At 65.8% G+C, this 17,122-nt stretch carries 12 protein-coding genes; 8 read left to right on the forward strand and 4 right to left on the reverse strand.

What is annotated here, in order from left to right:
• The first annotated feature begins 20 nt into the window (after positions 1-20).
• From ACTHNZ_RS02935 to ACTHNZ_RS02950, 4 genes are all read left to right on the forward strand, one after another.
• The gene (locus ACTHNZ_RS02935; RefSeq protein ID WP_440540988.1) at positions 21-551 is read left to right on the forward strand and encodes an NAD(P)H-dependent oxidoreductase subunit E; all 531 of its coding nucleotides are present in this window, start codon (positions 21-23) and stop codon (positions 549-551) included.
• Positions 548-2,110 carry a formate dehydrogenase beta subunit gene (locus tag ACTHNZ_RS02940; protein ID WP_440540989.1) on the forward strand — a complete coding sequence of 521 codons (1,563 nt, stop codon included), beginning with the start codon at positions 548-550 and terminating at the stop codon, positions 2,108-2,110. Before ACTHNZ_RS02935 ends, ACTHNZ_RS02940 begins: the two co-directional genes overlap by 4 nt.
• Before the next feature lie 15 nt (positions 2,111-2,125).
• Positions 2,126-5,080, forward strand: a complete 2,955-nt coding sequence (gene fdhF, locus ACTHNZ_RS02945) for a formate dehydrogenase subunit alpha (protein ID WP_440540990.1) — start codon at positions 2,126-2,128, stop codon at positions 5,078-5,080.
• Positions 5,081-5,141: 61 nt separating this feature from the next.
• Positions 5,142-5,384, forward strand: coding sequence for a formate dehydrogenase subunit delta (locus ACTHNZ_RS02950; protein WP_440540991.1), 243 nt, complete (start codon positions 5,142-5,144; stop codon positions 5,382-5,384).
• Positions 5,385-5,461: 77 nt separating this feature from the next.
• Here ACTHNZ_RS02950 and ACTHNZ_RS02955 read toward each other — a convergent pair whose 3' ends face one another.
• A complete protein-coding gene (locus ACTHNZ_RS02955) occupies positions 5,462-7,219 on the reverse strand; it encodes an FAD-dependent monooxygenase (protein WP_440540992.1) in 1,758 nt (585 codons plus the stop codon).
• Between the two features lie 195 nt (positions 7,220-7,414).
• Between ACTHNZ_RS02955 and ACTHNZ_RS02960 the strand changes: the two genes are divergently transcribed.
• Positions 7,415-9,292, forward strand: coding sequence for a tetratricopeptide repeat protein (locus tag ACTHNZ_RS02960; RefSeq protein ID WP_440540993.1), 1,878 nt, complete (start codon positions 7,415-7,417; stop codon positions 9,290-9,292).
• Positions 9,293-9,312: 20 nt separating this feature from the next.
• On the opposite strand, the gene pgsA is transcribed toward ACTHNZ_RS02960, so the two are convergent.
• Complete coding sequence (pgsA, locus tag ACTHNZ_RS02965) at positions 9,313-9,903, reverse strand: CDP-diacylglycerol--glycerol-3-phosphate 3-phosphatidyltransferase (RefSeq protein ID WP_440540994.1); 591 nt, start codon at positions 9,901-9,903, stop codon at positions 9,313-9,315.
• Between the two features lie 112 nt (positions 9,904-10,015).
• Positions 10,016-12,103 carry an excinuclease ABC subunit UvrC gene (uvrC, locus tag ACTHNZ_RS02970; protein ID WP_440540995.1) on the reverse strand — a complete coding sequence of 696 codons (2,088 nt, stop codon included), beginning with the start codon at positions 12,101-12,103 and terminating at the stop codon, positions 10,016-10,018.
• Between the two features lie 176 nt (positions 12,104-12,279).
• Between uvrC and earP the strand changes: the two genes are divergently transcribed.
• From earP to ACTHNZ_RS02985, 3 genes are all read left to right on the forward strand, one after another.
• Positions 12,280-13,545, forward strand: a complete 1,266-nt coding sequence (gene earP / locus ACTHNZ_RS02975) for an elongation factor P maturation arginine rhamnosyltransferase EarP (RefSeq protein ID WP_440540996.1) — start codon at positions 12,280-12,282, stop codon at positions 13,543-13,545.
• Between the two features lie 180 nt (positions 13,546-13,725).
• Complete coding sequence (gene efp, locus ACTHNZ_RS02980; RefSeq protein WP_440540997.1) at positions 13,726-14,283, forward strand: elongation factor P; 558 nt, start codon at positions 13,726-13,728, stop codon at positions 14,281-14,283.
• Positions 14,284-14,606: 323 nt separating this feature from the next.
• The gene (locus ACTHNZ_RS02985) at positions 14,607-15,986 is read left to right on the forward strand and encodes a sigma-54-dependent transcriptional regulator (protein ID WP_440540998.1); all 1,380 of its coding nucleotides are present in this window, start codon (positions 14,607-14,609) and stop codon (positions 15,984-15,986) included.
• A 65-nt stretch (positions 15,987-16,051) separates the two neighbouring features.
• On the opposite strand, the gene nagZ is transcribed toward ACTHNZ_RS02985, so the two are convergent.
• Positions 16,052-17,080 carry a beta-N-acetylhexosaminidase gene (gene nagZ / locus ACTHNZ_RS02990; protein WP_440540999.1) on the reverse strand — a complete coding sequence of 343 codons (1,029 nt, stop codon included), beginning with the start codon at positions 17,078-17,080 and terminating at the stop codon, positions 16,052-16,054.
• Positions 17,081-17,122 lie beyond the last annotated feature (42 nt).

Here is a 17,122-nt window from a genome sequence, read left to right on the forward strand (position 1 = left end):
GGATCTAGAGGAGCCCCACCTTGGAACCTGCCAGCGCCCTGGCGCCGGACGAACTCGTCCAACGTCACTTTTCGCCGGGCGCATCGCTGATCGCGGTGCTGCACGCCATTCAAGACGATGCGGGCTTCGTCCCGCCCGAAGTCGTCGCGCCGCTGGCGCGTGCCTTCAATTTGTCGCGCGCCGAAGTTCACGGCGTGATCACGTACTACCATCACTTCCGCACCCGGCCGAGCGCGCCCGTCACCGTCGCGTTGTGCCGCGCGGAAGCATGCCGCAGCATGGGCACCGAAGCGCTGGCTCGACACATCGAACACCGCACGGGCTGCCGCTTCGACGCCACGCACATCGAGTCGACCGATGCGGCCGACCATGGCACGGGCGACGTCGAGCTCGAATCGGTCTACTGCCTCGGCCAATGCGCGCTGTCGCCGTCGATGACGATCAACGGCGCGTTGCATGTGAAAGTCACCGCGCAGAAATTCGATGCGCTGCTCGACAAAGCCCGGGCCGACGCCCAATCGAGCCTCGCCACCGCGAAGGAGAGCGCATGACCACGCGCGTTTTCGTTCCCCGCGATTCGTCGGCGCTGGCGCTCGGCGCCGATGCGATCGCCGACGCGATCATGCAAGAAGCGGCACGCCGCTCGCTCGCCATCGAACTCGTCCGCAACGGCTCGCGCGGCCTGCTCTGGCTCGAGCCGCTCGTCGAAGTGCAGACGGCCGACGGCCGTGTCGGCTACGGCAACGTGGAGCCGTCCGACATCGCATCGCTGTTCGACGCAAGCTTCTTGACGGGCGGCAGCCACGCGCGCTCGGTCGGCATCGTCGACGACATCCCCTATCTGAAGAAGCAGCAACGCTTGACGTTCGCGCGCCTGGGACTCACCGATCCGCTCTCGATCGACGATTACGTCGCACACGAAGGCCTCGCGGGGCTCAAAGCCGCGCTTGCGATGAGCGCCGAGGCTGCCTGCGAAACGGTGCTCGAATCGGGCCTGCGCGGGCGCGGCGGAGCGGCGTTCCCCGCCGGCATCAAGTGGCGCACGGTACGCGAAGCCAAAGCCGCGCAAAAATACATCGTCTGCAACGCGGACGAGGGCGATTCGGGCACGTTCTCCGATCGCCTCGCCATGGAGGGCGATCCGTTCGCGCTGATCGAAGGGATGATCATCGCCGGGATCGCGACGGGCGCCACGCGCGGCTACATCTACGTGCGCAGCGAATACCCGCACTCGATCGCCACGCTCGACGCCGCGATCGCCAAAGCGCGGGAAGCGGGCTGGCTGGGCCCGCGCGTGCTCGATTCGGCGCATGCGTTCGAACTCGAAGTGGCGAAGGGCGCCGGCTCCTACGTCTGCGGCGAGGAAACGGCGCTGCTCGAATCGCTCGAAGGCAAGCGTGGCATCGTTCGCGCGAAGCCGCCCGTCCCCGCGCTATCGGGCCTCTTCGGCCAACCGACGGTCGTGAACAACGTCATCACGTTGGCCACGGTGCCGATCATCTTCGCGCGCGGCGCTCAGTTCTATCGCGACTTCGGCATGGGCCGTTCGCGCGGCACGCTGCCGTTCCAGCTGGCCGGGAACATCTTGCACGGCGGACTCGTCGAGCTAGCCTTCGGCGTGACGCTGCGCGAGCTCGTCGAGACATACGGCGGCGGCACCGTGAGCGGGCGCCCCGTGCGCGCCGTGCAAGTGGGCGGTCCGCTCGGCACTTACCTGCCCGAAAGCCAATGGGACATCCCGATGGATTACGAGGCCTACGCGCAGGTGGGTGCGGTCATCGGGCACGGCGGCCTCGTCGTGCACGACGATACTTCGAACCTGGCCGAACTCGCCGAGTACGCGATGCACTTTTGCGCCGTCGAATCGTGCGGCAAATGCACGCCGTGCCGCATCGGCTCGACGCGCGGCGTCGAAGTCATCGCCCGCATCCGCAATGGCGACACCTCGGAAAAGCAAATCACGCTGTTGCGCGACCTCTGCGACACGATGGTATCGGGATCGCTCTGCGCGATGGGCGGCATGACGCCCTACCCGGTGCTGTCCGCCCTCGACCATTTCCCCGAAGACTTCGGTCTTCTCCCCGCTGCGCCGAAAGCGGCAGCGGCTTGATTGACGGAGCCTCACATGTCCGACGCGCCCGCCCGCACTCCTTCCGCCTCGACGAGCTCGGGCGGTTGCGGTTCAGCCAATTGCGCATGCCGATCGAGCGCCTTCTCGCCGCTCGATGACACCGATTACGGCACGCCGCGCCGCCACGCGGACACTGACGTCACACTGGAAATCGACGGCTGCAGCGTCACGGTGCCGGCGGGCACGTCGGTGATGCGTGCCTCGATCGAAGCCGGCGTCAACGTGCCGAAACTGTGCGCGACCGATTCGCTCGAGCCGTTCGGCTCGTGCCGCCTGTGCCTCGTCGAAATCGAGGGCAAGCGAGGCTATCCCGCATCGTGCACGACACCTGTCGAAGCCGGCATGCGCGTGCGCACGCAAAGCGATCGCCTCCAGGCATTGCGGCGCAACGTGATGGAGCTCTACATCTCCGATCACCCGCTCGACTGCCTGACCTGTCCCGCCAACGGCGACTGCGAACTGCAGGACATGGCGGGCGTCGTCGGTTTGCGCGAAGTGCGCTACGGCTTCGACGGCGCCAATCACCTGAACGACGTCAAGGACGAATCGAATCCGTATTTCACGTACGATCCGTCGAAGTGCATCGTCTGCAATCGCTGCGTGCGCGCCTGTGAAGAGACGCAAGGCACGTTCGCCCTGACGATCGCCGCGCGCGGTTTCGAATCGCGCGTGGCGGCGAGCCAGAACCAGCCGTTCATGGAATCCGAATGCGTCTCGTGCGGCGCCTGCGTCGCCGCTTGCCCGACCGCCACGCTCGTCGAGAAAACCGTCTCGTTCGTGGGACAGCCCGAGCATTCGGTCATCACGACATGCGCCTATTGCGGCGTCGGCTGTTCGTTCAAGGCGGAGATGAAGGGCAGCGAAGTGGTGCGCATGACGCCCCACAAGAACGGTCAGGCGAACGAAGGTCACGCCTGCGTGAAGGGCCGCTTCGCCTGGGGCTACGCCACGCACAAGGATCGCATCACCAAGCCGATGATCCGCGCCAAGATCACCGACCCGTGGCGCGAGGTGAGCTGGGAAGAAGCGATCGCCTACGCGGCCTCCGAGTTCCGCCGCATTCAAGGCAAATATGGACGCGATTCGGTTGGCGGCATCACGTCGTCGCGCTGCACGAACGAAGAAACGTACCTCGTGCAAAAGCTCGTGCGCGCGGCCTTCGGCAACAACAACGTCGACACCTGCGCGCGTGTCTGCCACTCGCCGACGGGCTATGGCCTGAAGACGACGATCGGCGAATCGGCCGGCACGCAGACGTTCGAATCCGTTGCGCACGCCGACGTCATCATGGTGATCGGCGCGAATCCGACCGACGGCCACCCTGTCTTCGGCTCGCGCTTGAAGCGCCGCCTGCGTGAAGGCGCCAAGCTCATCGTCGCCGATCCGCGCCGCATCGATCTCGTCGACGGCCCGCACGTGAAGGCCGCATACCACCTGCAACTACGGCCCGGCACGAACGTCGCGCTCGTCAATGCGATCGCGCATACGATCGTGACGGAAGGCCTCTTGGCCGAAGCGTTCATCGCCGAACGCTGCGAGCCGCTCGCGTTTGGGCAGTGGCGCGCATTCATCGCCCAACCCGAAAACTCGCCCGAGGCGACCGCGGAGATCACGGGCGTGCCGGCCGCGCTCGTGCGCGAAGCCGCGCGTTTGTACGCGACGGGCGGCAACGCCGCGATCTACTACGGCCTCGGCGTGACCGAACATGCGCAAGGCTCGACGACGGTGATGGGCATCGCGAACCTTGCGATGGCGACGGGCAATATCGGCCGCGAAGGCGTCGGCGTCAATCCGTTGCGCGGCCAGAACAACGTGCAAGGCTCGTGCGACATGGGTTCGTTCCCGCACGAGCTGCCCGGCTACCGCCATATCGGCGGTGACGAAGTGCGCCACGAATTCGAGCAGGCTTGGGGCGTTCGGCTGCAATCGGAGCCGGGACTGCGCATCCCGAACATGTTCGATGCGGCGCTCGACGGCAGCTTCAAGGCGTTGTACTGCCAAGGCGAGGACATCGTCCAATCCGACCCGGACACGCAGCACGTCGCGCAAGCGCTCACGTCGATGGAATGCATCGTCGTGCAGGACATCTTCCTCAACGAAACAGCGAAATACGCGCACGTATTCCTGCCGGGTTCGTCGTTCCTCGAGAAGGACGGGACCTTCACGAATGCCGAGCGCCGAATCTCGCGCGTGCGCCGCGTCATGCCGCCGCTCGCGGGCTACGCCGATTGGGAAGTCACGCTGCTGCTCTCGCGCGCACTCGGCTACGCGATGGACTATGCGAATCCGTCCGAGATCATGGATGAAATCGCCCGGCTCACGCCGACGTTCCACGGCGTCTCCTACGCGCTGATCGACCGCCTCGGCAGCGTTCAGTGGCCCTGCAACGAGCAAGCGCCCGAGGGCACGCCGACGATGCACGTCGACGAATTCGTCCGCGGCAAGGGCAAGTTCGTCATCACGCAGTTCGTCGCGTCGCACGAGAAGGTCACGCGGCGCTACCCGCTGCTGCTGACGACGGGCCGGATTCTTTCGCAGTACAACGTCGGCGCGCAGACACGCCGGACGGAGAACTCGCGCTGGCACGAGGAGGATCGTCTCGAGATCCATCCGCACGACGCCGAGGATCGCGGCATCAAGACGGGCGACTGGGTCGGCATCGAATCGCGCGCGGGGCAAACGGTACTGCGGGCGCTCGTCAGCGAGCGGATGCAGCCGGGCGTCGTCTATACGACGTTCCACTTCCCCGAATCGGGCGCCAACGTGATCACGACGGACAGTTCCGATTGGGCGACGAATTGCCCGGAATACAAGGTCACCGCCGTGCAAGTGCAGCCGGTCCAGCAGCCGTCCGAGTGGCAGCAGCACTACGAACGCTTCAACGAGCAGCAACTCGAGTTGCTGCGCGAACGCGAGCGTGCGCTAGCCGGCGCGATGAGCGGCAAATGAGCACCGGCATGAGCATGAGCATGATCGGCAACGGAAGATCGATGAACGAAGGCGAGCGGCGATGAACACCGAGCATTTGATCGAGATGGCGAATCAAATCGGCGATTTCTTTGCGTCGATGCCCGATCGCGAGCAAGCGCTGGCCGACATCGCCGAGCACATTCGGCGCTTTTGGGAGCCTCGCATGCGGCGCGCGATTCTCGCATCACTCGACGAGCCCGCGGCAAGCGAATCGATGTCGCCGATCGTGCGCGAGGCGCTGACGCGCGCGCGAGAGACGTTGACGCCGAAAGCGGCGGCATAAGGCACTTGCCCCGCCGGGCATCCCCGTTCACTCGCTCGGCAAGCGCTGCCGCAGCGAGGCGCGCGCTCGAAGCAGGATCAGCGCACGTTGCGGCCCGCGCCGAACCAAGTCTCGCAATGCCGTGCGAGCGCACTCGTATCGGACGCCGGGCGCCCGCGCGCCCCGATATAGCCGTCGGGACGCACGAGATAGAACGCCGGACGCGTTCGGCCGTACACGTGCGTCAGCGACCACATATCGTCCTCCCGCGCATCGGTCACTCGCCAAATCCGCACCGCACCCGGAAGCGCTGCCTCGATCGCCGCGCTCAGCCGATCCAGTTCGGCGTCCGGCTTGACCTCGGGGCCGGCGAGCGCGCTCGCCGCATCGAGGGCGGTGCCGGATCCTCCCGTCGATTCCACGAGGACGAACAACGAAAAGAACGCCGGATCGTGCAGGTCATAGAGACGCCCGGTGCCCGGCGCGCGCCCGAGCGGACCGTCGACGACACGCACGAGCGCATCGGGCGCCCGTTCGCCGGCGCGCGGGCCGCCGTCGAGCACCCGCTCGAGCGTGAGCGGGCTGCGGCGGTATTGGATCGCGAGTTCGCTGACCATGAGCCGCGCCGCGTCGCGCAGCGGACCGAATGCCGCCAGCACCGGCATGACGCGCTCGCGCAGCAGCTTCAATGGTCCGCGCTCGGCCTCGGCCAACTGCGTGATGAAAGCCGTCTGACGCAAGACGTCGCGCTCGATCGGATGGCGCTCGAGCTGATAAGTGTCCAGCAGCGCCTCGCCCGCCTGACCGGTCACCGCGCGTGCCAGCTTCCAGCCGAGGTTCAGCGCTTCTTGAATGCCCGTATTCATGCCTTGAGCGCCGGCGGGGCTATGAATGTGGGCGGCATCGCCGGCCAAGAACACACGCTGGCTGCGCAGCCGCTCGACCATCCGACTATTGAGATGAAAGTAGCTCGACCAGCCGAGTGCCGATAGCGTCAGCGGATGATGCACGCGCCGTGCGGTGATCGCACGGCACAACTCCAGCGACGGCGACGGATCGTCGCCCGCGGCGCTGGAGGCTATCACGCGTTCCTCCAAGGTCGCCTCGGCAGCACTGTGGGCTCCGTCCCCCGATGACGCCGCCGCACCGTCCGCGAGCGCCGCGACGTTGTCGGCGATGAGGCGATGCCGGCCTGCTCCCATCGGAATGATCCCGGCCAGCCCATCGACCGACGCGAACAAATGGAATTCGTCTTCCGATAGGTCGGAGTCGATCTGCAGATCGGCGAGCATGAACGTCTGCTCGAACGTTTTGCCGGCGAAGTTCAGTGCGAGCAGCCGACGCACGGTGCTGTGGGCGCCGTCGGCGCCGACGGCATAAGCGGCACGACAAGTTTCCTCGCGGCCATCGGCGTGCACGAGTTGCGCCTCGACGTGCTCGGCATTCTGCCGCAGCCCGACGAGTTCGGCGCCGCGCTCGATCTCGACGCCGAGAGCCGAGAGGTGGTCCGTCAACAGGCGCTCCGTCGTCGATTGATCGAGACAGAGCAGATAGGGATAACGCGTTTGCAAAGGATCGAAATCGAGCCGCGCGAGCCGCGCCCCGTTCGAATACAGATTGGCGGCACGCAAGCGGTGCCCCAGTTCGAGGAACGGCTCGACGATGCGGTGCTGCTCGAACAGCTCCAGCGTGCGGGCCTGGATGCCGATCGCGCGCGAATGCCCTAACGGCTGCGGAGCGCTATCGATCAGACGCACGTTCGCATGCGCGCGCGCCAAACTCATCGCGCAAGCGAGTCCGGTCGGCCCCGCCCCCACGATCAGCACCGGCAGCGCGTTGACGTTGACGGCGGCCATGCTTGTCCTCCGGCGAACGACGAGATTCTGCCAAGTGTACGCCGCCCCTTGCCTAACGGGGTTCGAACTCGCCACCGCCGATCGCGGCGCCCGCCCAATGACATTTCTCGCAAGCCGGCTCCGCGCGTTGGGCGCCGCCGCGCGAGTATGGGACAATGCCGCGTTCGTCTGCGCCATTGCGCCCTCTCTGCCGTCATGGACCCCATTTTCGCGCGCGCCTACGCGGCGCATCGTGACGGACGACTCGCCGACGCCGAGCGCGATTACCGCGCTGCGATCGACGCCGATCCCGTCCACACCGACGCCCTTCATCTGCTCGGCGTGCTTCGTCACCAACAAGGACGGCACGAAGAAGCGGCCGACCTAGTCGGCCGGGCCGTCGCATTGCGGCCGAACGATGCCGCGCTGCAATTGAATCTGGGCAATGCGCTGAAAGCGCTGGGCCGGCTCGACGGCGCGATCGAGCGCTTTCGCAACGCGCTCTCGCTCGCGCCCGAATTTCCGCTCGCGCATTACAACCTCGGCAACGCGTACGCCCTGGCGGGCCGCCACGAAGACGCCGTCGACGCGTTCGAGCGCACGCTGCGCCTGCAGCCGAACGACGCCTCGGCCTACAACAACCTTGGCAATGCGCTGCACGCGGTTGGCCGCACCGAGGACGCCATCGCGGCGTTCTCTCGAGCGCTCGCATTGCGCCCCGGCCACGCCGGCGCCCATAACAATCTCGGCATGGCGCTAGCGGCGCTCGACCGAACCGACGACGCCGTCGCGCAATTTCGCGCGGCGCTCGCGGCGCAGCCGAACTACGTCGCCGCCTACTTCAACCTCGGCAATACGCTGGACGCTACGGGACGGCATGCGGAAGCCGCCGCGGCCTTCGAGGCCGCACTGGCGCTGCAAGGCGCATTTCCTCCGGCGCTGCTGGGCCTCGGCAATGCGCTCGCCGCGCAGGGCAAGCATGCCGAAGCGATCGCGCGATTCGAACGGGCGGTCGGCCTCGATCCGCAACTGGCGCTGGCATGGCTCGGCCTGGGCAATGCTCACCACGCGCTGGGCTCGCACGACGCGGCATTGCGAGCGTTCGACCAGGCGTTGCGGCTGCGGCCCGATCTCGCCTCTGCGCAATTGAATCGCGCGCTGACGCTGCTCACGCTCGGCGATCTGGCGCGCGGACTGCCTGCCTATGAATCGCGGCGCTCGATCGCAGCGGCGGCGGCCGGCGGCGAGTTCGCCACCGCACGCGCCGTTCCGCGCTGGCATGGCGAACCGATCGGCGAACGAACGCTGCACATCGAAGCCGAGCAAGGTTTCGGCGACACGATTCAGTTTCTGCGCTTCGTGCCGCTGGCGCGCGAGCGTGCGGGCCGTATCGTGCTGACCGTGCAGCGCGAGCTCGAACCGCTCGTCGCGCCGCTGGCGAAGGGGTGGCGCATTGCGCTGACGGTGGCGGGCGAAGCCCCACCCAAAGCCGATCTGCACTGCCCGCTGCTGAGCCTGCCGCTCGCGCTGGGGACGACGCTCGACTCTCTGCCCGCTCCCCACCGCTATATCGACGTCCCCGCAGCCTACCGCCGCCGCTGGCGCGGCTCGCTCGGCGGCCATGCCAAGGTCAAGGTCGGCCTGGCCTGGTCGGGCCGCATCCAGGCGCACGAAAACCGCGCGATGCCCGTCGCTGCGCTCGCCCCCCTCGTCGCGCTCGAGGGCATCGACTGGCTCGTATTGCAGCCGAATCTGAGCGACAACGACGGGCGCGCGCTCGACGCGCTCGCGGGCACGGCTTCGATTCACCGCTTCGATACGCGGATCGAGGATTTCGCCGATACGGCTGCGATCGTCGATCGGCTCGACGCCGTCGTGTCGATCGACACGTCGATCGCCCACCTGGCGGGGGCGCTGGGCAAGCCGCTTTGGCTCATGCTGCCGTTCGCGGCCGATTGGCGTTGGTTCACGCGCACCGACCGCAGCCCGTGGTATCCCAGCGCACGGCTCGTTCGTCAGCCCTCGCCGGGGCAATGGGATGCCGTCGTGGAAGATGTCGCGCGCGCGCTTGCGCGCGAGCTGCTAGCCCGATAAAAAATGCTCAGCGAAGATGCTCAGCGCACGCCGCGTTCGCGAATTTGCGGCCAAGCGAGCTTCATGTAATAGAGCATCGACCAGATCGTCAGCACCGCGGCGAGATAGATGAGCCAGAGCCCCCAAACGCGCGTATCGATCGCGAGGCCGCCACCCAGCGGCACACTGCCGTAGTAGAGCAGCATCGGGATGGCGACCATTTGGCAGGCCGTCTTGAATTTACCGAGTTGGTTGACGGCAACGCTCTTCGAAGCGCCGATTTGCGCCATCCATTCGCGCAGCGCCGAAATGGCGATCTCGCGCCCGACGATCACGAGTGCAATGGCCGATTGGATGCGCGCGAGCTCCACGAGCACGAGCAAGGCGGCCGTCACCATGAGCTTGTCGGCGACCGGATCGAGAAAGGCGCCGAACGCCGATGTCTGATTCCATTTGCGCGCGAGAAAGCCGTCGAACCAATCGGTCAGCGCGGCCAACACGAAGATCGCCGCCGCGGCCATGTTGCGGTCGATGCTGCTCATCATCGAATCGGGCAAGTAGAAAATGCCGACGACGAGCGGGATCAGCACGATCCGCAGCCATGTCAAAAAGATCGGAAAATTGAACGGCATGGACGAAAGGCAGGCGTTGAGTAAGAGACCGGATCAAGGAGACGCCATTGTGCCGCGTCGTCCGACCCGCCACAAGCCGAGCGCGCGCGGCGCCCGGCGCGAACGAGCCGTCTCAGTGCAACTGGCGATAGATCTGCTCGGCGAGCGAGTGCGAGATGCCTTCGACGCTGGCCAAATCCTCGACGCTCGCCGCCACGACGCCGCGCAAGCCGCCGAAGCGCGCGAGCAGCCGCTGGCGCCGCTTCGCACCGACGCCTTCGAGCTCTTCCAGCCGCGACGTCTGGCGCGCCTTGGCGCGTTTCGCACGCATGCCCGTAATCGCGAAGCGGTGCGCTTCGTCTCGGATTTGCGCGACGAGCATCAGCGCGGCGCTTTCCTTGCCAAGCTCGAGCGCCGCGCGCCCGTCCGCGAACACCAGCGTTTCCAAGCCGACCTTGCGTCCCTCGCCTTTGGCCACGCCGACGAGCATCGAGCGATCGAGCCCGAGTTCCGTGAATACCTGGCGAGCGACTTCGACCTGTCCCTTGCCGCCGTCGATCAGCACGATGTTCGGCAAGACACCGCCGCCTGCAATCGGCTCCGCGGAATCGGCGGCCTGCTCCGGATCGACCGCGGCCTCGGGCTGCAGCGCTTGCGAGCGGTCGTCGGCGTTTTCGGCAGCCTGCATGGCGAGCTTCTCGTAGCGGCGCGTGAGTACCTGGCGCATCGCGGCGTAATCGTCGCCCGGTGTGATGCCCGTGATGTTGTAGCGGCGATATTCGGACGTCTGCATCTTATGATCGCGATAGACGACGCATGACGCTTGCGTCGCCTCGCCCATCGTATGGCTGATGTCGAAGCATTCGATGCGCAGATGTGCGAGGTCGTCGCACTCCATGCTGAGCACTTCGGCCAACGCTCGCGTGCGCGCTTGCTGCGAACCGCGCTCGGACAGCAGCCGCGCGAGCGCGAGCCGCGCGTTGTGCTCGGCCATGCCGAGCCAAACGCGCCGCTGCGCTTGCGGCTGCCGCACGAATACGACCTTGTGGCCGGCCTGCTCGGCCAGCAAATCGACGAGGTCGGAGCTGGCCGGCGCATGACTGACGACGAGCACGGGCGGAATGCGGTTGCCTAGGTAATGCTGCGCGATGAACGCTTCGAGCACTTCCGTTTCGATGCCGGGTTCGAGACGGCTCGGCGTATCGAGCTCTGCCTGCCCAGCCTGTTCGCCCTGCCCAGCCTGCTCGCCCTGCCCAGCCTGCTCGCCCTGCTCGCTCTGCGCTCCCAGCGCTCCAGCCAGCGGCGCATCGTCGAGCGCCTCGTCACCTCCCAAGCCGCTCTCCACGTGCGCGGGGAAGTAGGCTTTGTCGCCGAGATGCCGCCCGCCGCGCACCATCGCGAGATTCACGCAGACGCGCCCGCCGAGCGCGACGACGGCGAGAATATCGACGTCGCTGTCGCCGCCGACTTCGATGGCCTGCTGATGCAGCACGGTCGAGAGCGAGCTCATTTGGTTGCGCACCGCCGCCGCCTGCTCGAACTTGAGCTCGGCCGCGAACGCATGCATCTTGGCTTCGAGCTCCTTCATGACCTCGTTTTGCCGGCCGAGCAGAAAGCGCGAGGCGTTCGAGACATCGCGCGCGTAATCCTCTTCACTGATCGCCCCGACGCACGGCGCCGTGCAGCGCCCGATCTGGTGCAGCAGGCACGGCCGTGTCCGGTTGTTGAAGACGGAGTCCTCGCAGGTGCGCAGCTGAAAGACCCGCTGCAAGATTTGAATACTTTCCCGCACGGCCCAGGCGCTCGGAAACGGGCCGAAATACTGGTTCTTCTTGTCGACCGCGCCGCGGTAGTACGCCATGCGCGGAAACGCGTGGCCCGTCAGCTTCAGGTACGGATACGACTTGTCGTCGCGAAACAGGATGTTGTAGCGCGGCGCGAGTGCTTTGATGAGATTGTTTTCGAGCAGCAGCGCCTCGGCCTCCGAACGCGTCACCGTCGTTTCGATACGCGCGATGCGCGTAATCATCATGGCGATGCGCGGCGAGAGTTGCGTCTTCGTGAAGTAGCTCGACACGCGCTTCTTGAGATCGCGCGCCTTACCGACATACAGCACGTTCTCCTGCGCGTCGTAGTAGCGATACACGCCGGGCAAATGCGGCAGTTGGGCGAGGACCTTCTTCGGTTCGAAAAGCGGGTGGGGAGCGTCGGATTGAGTCATGCGCGTCAGGGGCGAAGCGCCGCGCTCAGGGCTTGTCGGCGGCGTGCTTTAGAATCGCCAGTTTAGACCATTTGCGCAGGCATTCGCGCCGTCGGCCAGCGCCTGCAACGCCCGCTGCCGCCGCGCCCCCGGCGAGTCGGGTGCTTACCCGCCCGTCCCGCCCCCGGTCCACGCCCATGCCCACGATACGTTCATCAAGCCCCGCATCTGCGCCCGACGCCACGCCGCCTGCGATTCATGCCGTGCCGGCCGAGCGCGATACGCCAGGCTCGACGGCGTCGCCCTCCCCCGGCGACTCCCTGTCTTGCGACCTGTTTTGCTCCGTCATCGACAACTTCGGCGACATCGGCGTGTGCTGGCGGCTCGCTCGCCAATTGTCGGCCGAGCACGGGTGGCAGGTGCGCTTGCTCGTCGACGACCTGCACACGTTCGCGCGCCTTTGCCCGGCGCTCGACGTCGCACAAGCCCGTCAACGCGTCGAGGGCGTCCTCGTCGAACATTGGCATGAACCCACGCACGCGGGCGATCCGATCGCGGTGGCCGATATCGTCATCGAAGCGTTCGCGTGCGAACTCGGCCCGGCCTACGTCGCCGCAATGGCCCGGCGTCACCGCCCGCCCGTCTGGCTGAACCTCGAGTATTTGAGCGCCGAGGATTGGGTGGCCGAATGTCACCTGAAACCTTCGCCTCATGCGCGCTACCCGCTCATGAAAAGCTTTTTTTTCCCCGGTCTATCGCCGGGCACCGGCGGCGTGATCAAAGAGCGCGCGCTGGACGAGGCACGCCTCGCGTTCGAAGCATCGGCCGCGGCACGCGAAGCCTGGTGGCAACAGTCGACCGGCGCACACGCGCCCGAACCGGATGCGACGGTGATCTCGCTCTTCGCTTACGAAAATCCGGCAATCGACGGCTTGCTCGAGCAATGGCGCGATAGCGCGGAACCGATCGTGCTGCTCGTGCCCGAAGGCCGAATCTCGGGCGCACTCGCGCGTTTCGCGGGGCGCTCGGCATTCGAGGCCGGTGCGCATCTCGAATGCGGCAGCCTGCGCGCTCATTCGCTCGCGTTTCGTCCGCAACCTGAGTTCGACACGCTGCTCTGGGCAAGCCATCTCAATTTCGTGCGCGGCGAAGATTCGTTCGTGCGTGCGCAATGGGCCCGCCGGCCGTTCGTGTGGCAGATCTACCCGCAAGCGGATGCCGCGCATCTGCCGAAGCTCGATGCCGCGCTGGCGCATTACGCGCGCACCTTGCCGCCGGCCGCCCGAGCCGCGCTCGGCCGCTTCTGGCACGCTTGGAACGAGACGGGCACGCCCGACTGGGCCGATTTTTGGGGGCATCGTCACGTGCTTGCCGCGCGCGCCGCGACATGGGCCGACGAACTCGCCGGCATCGGCGATCTCGCCGCCAACCTAGCCGAATTCGCAAAATCTCAGTTAAAATAAACGGTTATCCAACGGCGTAGTGCTCCGTAGTGCTCATGTGCTGCTTCCCCCAGCCGGTAAATCCGCTGGCAGTACCAGTGCGCGGCACCCAGCAAATCCGAAAAGCGCGACCGATTGAAACGATCGATGTCGATGCCGTTGAGCAACAGATCAGCCACTTTATTCGCACAGGATCGTTTTATGAAGATTGCACAGGAACTGCGCACCGGTAACGTCGTCATGATTGGCAGCGACGCGATGGTCGTGCAAAAAACCGAATACAACAAATCGGGCCGCAACGCCGCCGTCGTCAAGATGAAGCTGAAGAACCTGCTGACGGGCGCGGGCATGGAATCGGTCTACAAGGCCGACGACAAATTCGACGTCGTCGTCCTCGACCGCAAGGAAGTGACGTATTCCTACTTCGCCGATCCGATGTACGTGTTCATGGACGCCGATTACAACCAGTACGAAGTCGAAGCCGAGATGATGGGCAACGCGCTCAACTACCTCCAAGACGGCATGCCCTGCGAAGTCGTGTTCTACAACGAGAAGGCCATCTCGGTCGAACTGCCGACGACCCTCGTGCGCGAAATCACGTATACGGAGCCGGCAGTCAAGGGCGATACGTCTTCGGGCAAGGTGCTCAAAACGGCCAAGCTCAATACCGGTTTCGAACTCCAAGTCCCGCTCTTCTGCAATATCGGCGACAAGATCGAAATCGACACCCGCACCGACGAATACCGCAGCCGCGCGTAAGCGTTTCCGCAGTGGAGGCGCGGCTGAGCGCCTTCGCGGAACGTTATGCCGACCGAAAGCGCCCCTAGGGCGCTTTTTTTTTCAGATGAGTGGTGTATGTTTAAGCAATCTTTACCGGTCGTTTTTTCACTGCAGGCCGGCCGGATCTGCCGCTCTTGCCGAGTGCGCACCGTAACCCGTTGTTTTCTAAAGGAGAACGATCTGGCACGCCAAATGCTTTCCGAATCGGTAGCCCGTGCGCCGACGAACCGCGTGTCCCGTGGGTGGCGTCATTCCTTGCCGGCACGTACGGGCGCTCGCCTTTCTAATTGACTACGCCAGCCATGCCACACGCCCTGATTGTCGAAGACGATCCCAATAGCCTGTCCGGTCTGAACGCGATCGTCGCAGCGGACGGATTCTCCGTCGATACGGCCGCCACGCTCGCCGAAGCGCGCGCGGCATTGACACGCTTCATCCCCGATGTCGTATTGATCGATTTGAATTTGCCGGACGGAAGCGGGCTCGATCTGTTGCACAGCCTGCCGGCCCAACCGGACGGGGTCGTGCCCGTGATCGTGATGACGGGCAACGCAACGGTGGAAAGCGCCATCGAAGGATTGCGTCATGGAATTTGGGACTATCTGCTCAAGCCTGTCAATATTCCGCGGCTGCGCAGTTTGCTCGCTCGCATACCGCGTCCCTACGAATTGACGGAGGAGGTCCAATCGCTGCGCGCCACGCTACGCCGGCTCGGCCGCTTTGGCCCGATGATCGGCCGTAGCGATGCGATTGCGCACGTCTATGACGCGATCGAGCGGCTGGCGCCGACCGAATCGGCCATCCTCGTCTGCGGCGAAGCAGGAACCGGCAAGGAAATCGCGGCACGGACGCTGCACGAGATGAGCCGGCGCCGCAAAGGGCCGTTCGTCGTTTTCGATTGCCGCGCATTCGCGCGCGACGGCGGCCTCGAGCGCGGGCTCGACAGCATGCTGTTCGGCCACGAAAGCCCAATCCCCTCGCTCGAGCGCCGCGAGGCGGGTCTATTCGAGCAAGCGGCGGGCGGCACGCTATTCCTCGACGAGGTCGCCGATTTACCGTTGCCGCAACAAGAAACGTTGCTGCGCGCGCTCGATTCGCAGACTTACATGCGCGTCGGCGGCAGCAATCAAGTCAGCGTCGATTGCCGCATCATCGCGGCCACGCGCAAGCCGGCACGCGACGCCGTCGCGCAAGGCGTGCTGCGCGAAGACCTCTGGCTGCGTCTCGATGCGGCGTCGATCGCGTTGCCGCCGCTACGCGAGCGCGGCGATGACGCCGTGCTGCTGGCCGAGGCGCTCGTCGACGAGCTGAACCGCGAAATCAACGCGAGCGGGCTGGCCACCGTGAACAAGCGCATCGGCCCGAACCTCGTGCGCGAGTGCCTGACCTACGATTGGCCCGGCAACGTGCGCGAACTGCACGAACGCGTGCGGCGCGCCTACAACGCGTCCGGCGAGATCGTCGATTCGTTGCGCGCCGACGAGGCGAACGGCTCGGGCGCGCGGCGATTGAACGGCGGCAGCGTGCAGGTGACCGTCGGCACGCCGCTGTGCGACGTCGAGGATCTGCTGATTCGCGCGACGCTCGACGCGGTCGGCGGCACGCGTCATCGCGCCGCCACGTTGCTCGGCATCAGCCCGAAGACGCTCTACAACAAGCTGCAGCGCATGAAGATGGCGTGAAGCGCGAAGCGTGAAGCGCGAAACGCGGAAAACGTAGAAACGTCGAGCGTCAGACAATCGGACGATCAGCCGAAGGCGCTCGCGAGCAGCGCCTTCGCGTCGAGATACGCCGGCCGCTGCACGAGCTTGCGCCAGTTCGGCGCCTTGCCTCGCGCGCGCAGTTGCTTCAGACGCCACGCGCTCTCCTTCGACGGTGCGTGATCGAGCTCGTTCAGCACGACCTCGGCCGCCTCGGGCTGGTTGCAGATCAGCACCATGTCGCAGCCCGCCTCGAGCGCCGCCTGCGCCGCTTGCGTGAGCGTGCCCCCGGCGCGGGCCGCTTCCATCGACAAGTCGTCGCTGAAAATCGCTCCCCTGAAGCCGAGCCGATTGCGCAGAATGTCTTGCAGCCAGATCCGCGAGAATCCCGCGGGTTTATCGTCGACCTTCGAATAGATCACATGCGCGGGGATGACCGAGGCCAGCGCCATGCCGAGCCAATCGTAAGGCGCGGCATCGTCCTTCAAGATCTCGTCGAGCGTGCGCTCGTCCGTGGGCAGCGCGACGTGCGAGTCCGCGCTTGCGTACCCATGCCCCGGAAAATGCTTGCCGCAGTTGCTCATCCCCGCGAGCGCGAGCCCATGATTCAGGCTCTTCGCGAGCAGCGTCACCACGCGCGGGTCGCGATGGAACGCGCGATCGCCGATCACCGACGAACGACCGTAATCGAGATCGAGCACCGGCGTGAAGCTCATGTCGATGCCGCAAGCGCGCAGCTCCGCGGCCAGCACGTAGCCCGCCGCCGTGGCCACCTTCGTCGCTTGGAGAACGTCGCGATCCCATAGCTCGCCGAGGCGCCGCATCGCGGGCAACACCGTGAAACCGTCAGTGCGAAAACGCTGCACGCGCCCGCCCTCGTGATCGACGGCGATCAACAGATCGTCGCGCACGTCGCGAATCGCATCGGTCAACGCAATGAGCTGCCCGCGGTTCTCGTAGTGACGCGCGAACAGAATGACGCCGCCCGTCATCGGGTGCGCGAGGCGCCGAACGTCGTCGTCGGTGAGCACGGGGCCCTTGACGTCGAGCATCACGGGGCCAGGGGGAGAATTCATCGATTCGAGAAGCATGTCGGAAGGGGCAAAGTGGGCGGGGTC

This window comes from Trinickia sp. (assembly GCF_051953955.1).
Classification (GTDB): Bacteria; Pseudomonadota; Gammaproteobacteria; order Burkholderiales; family Burkholderiaceae; genus Trinickia.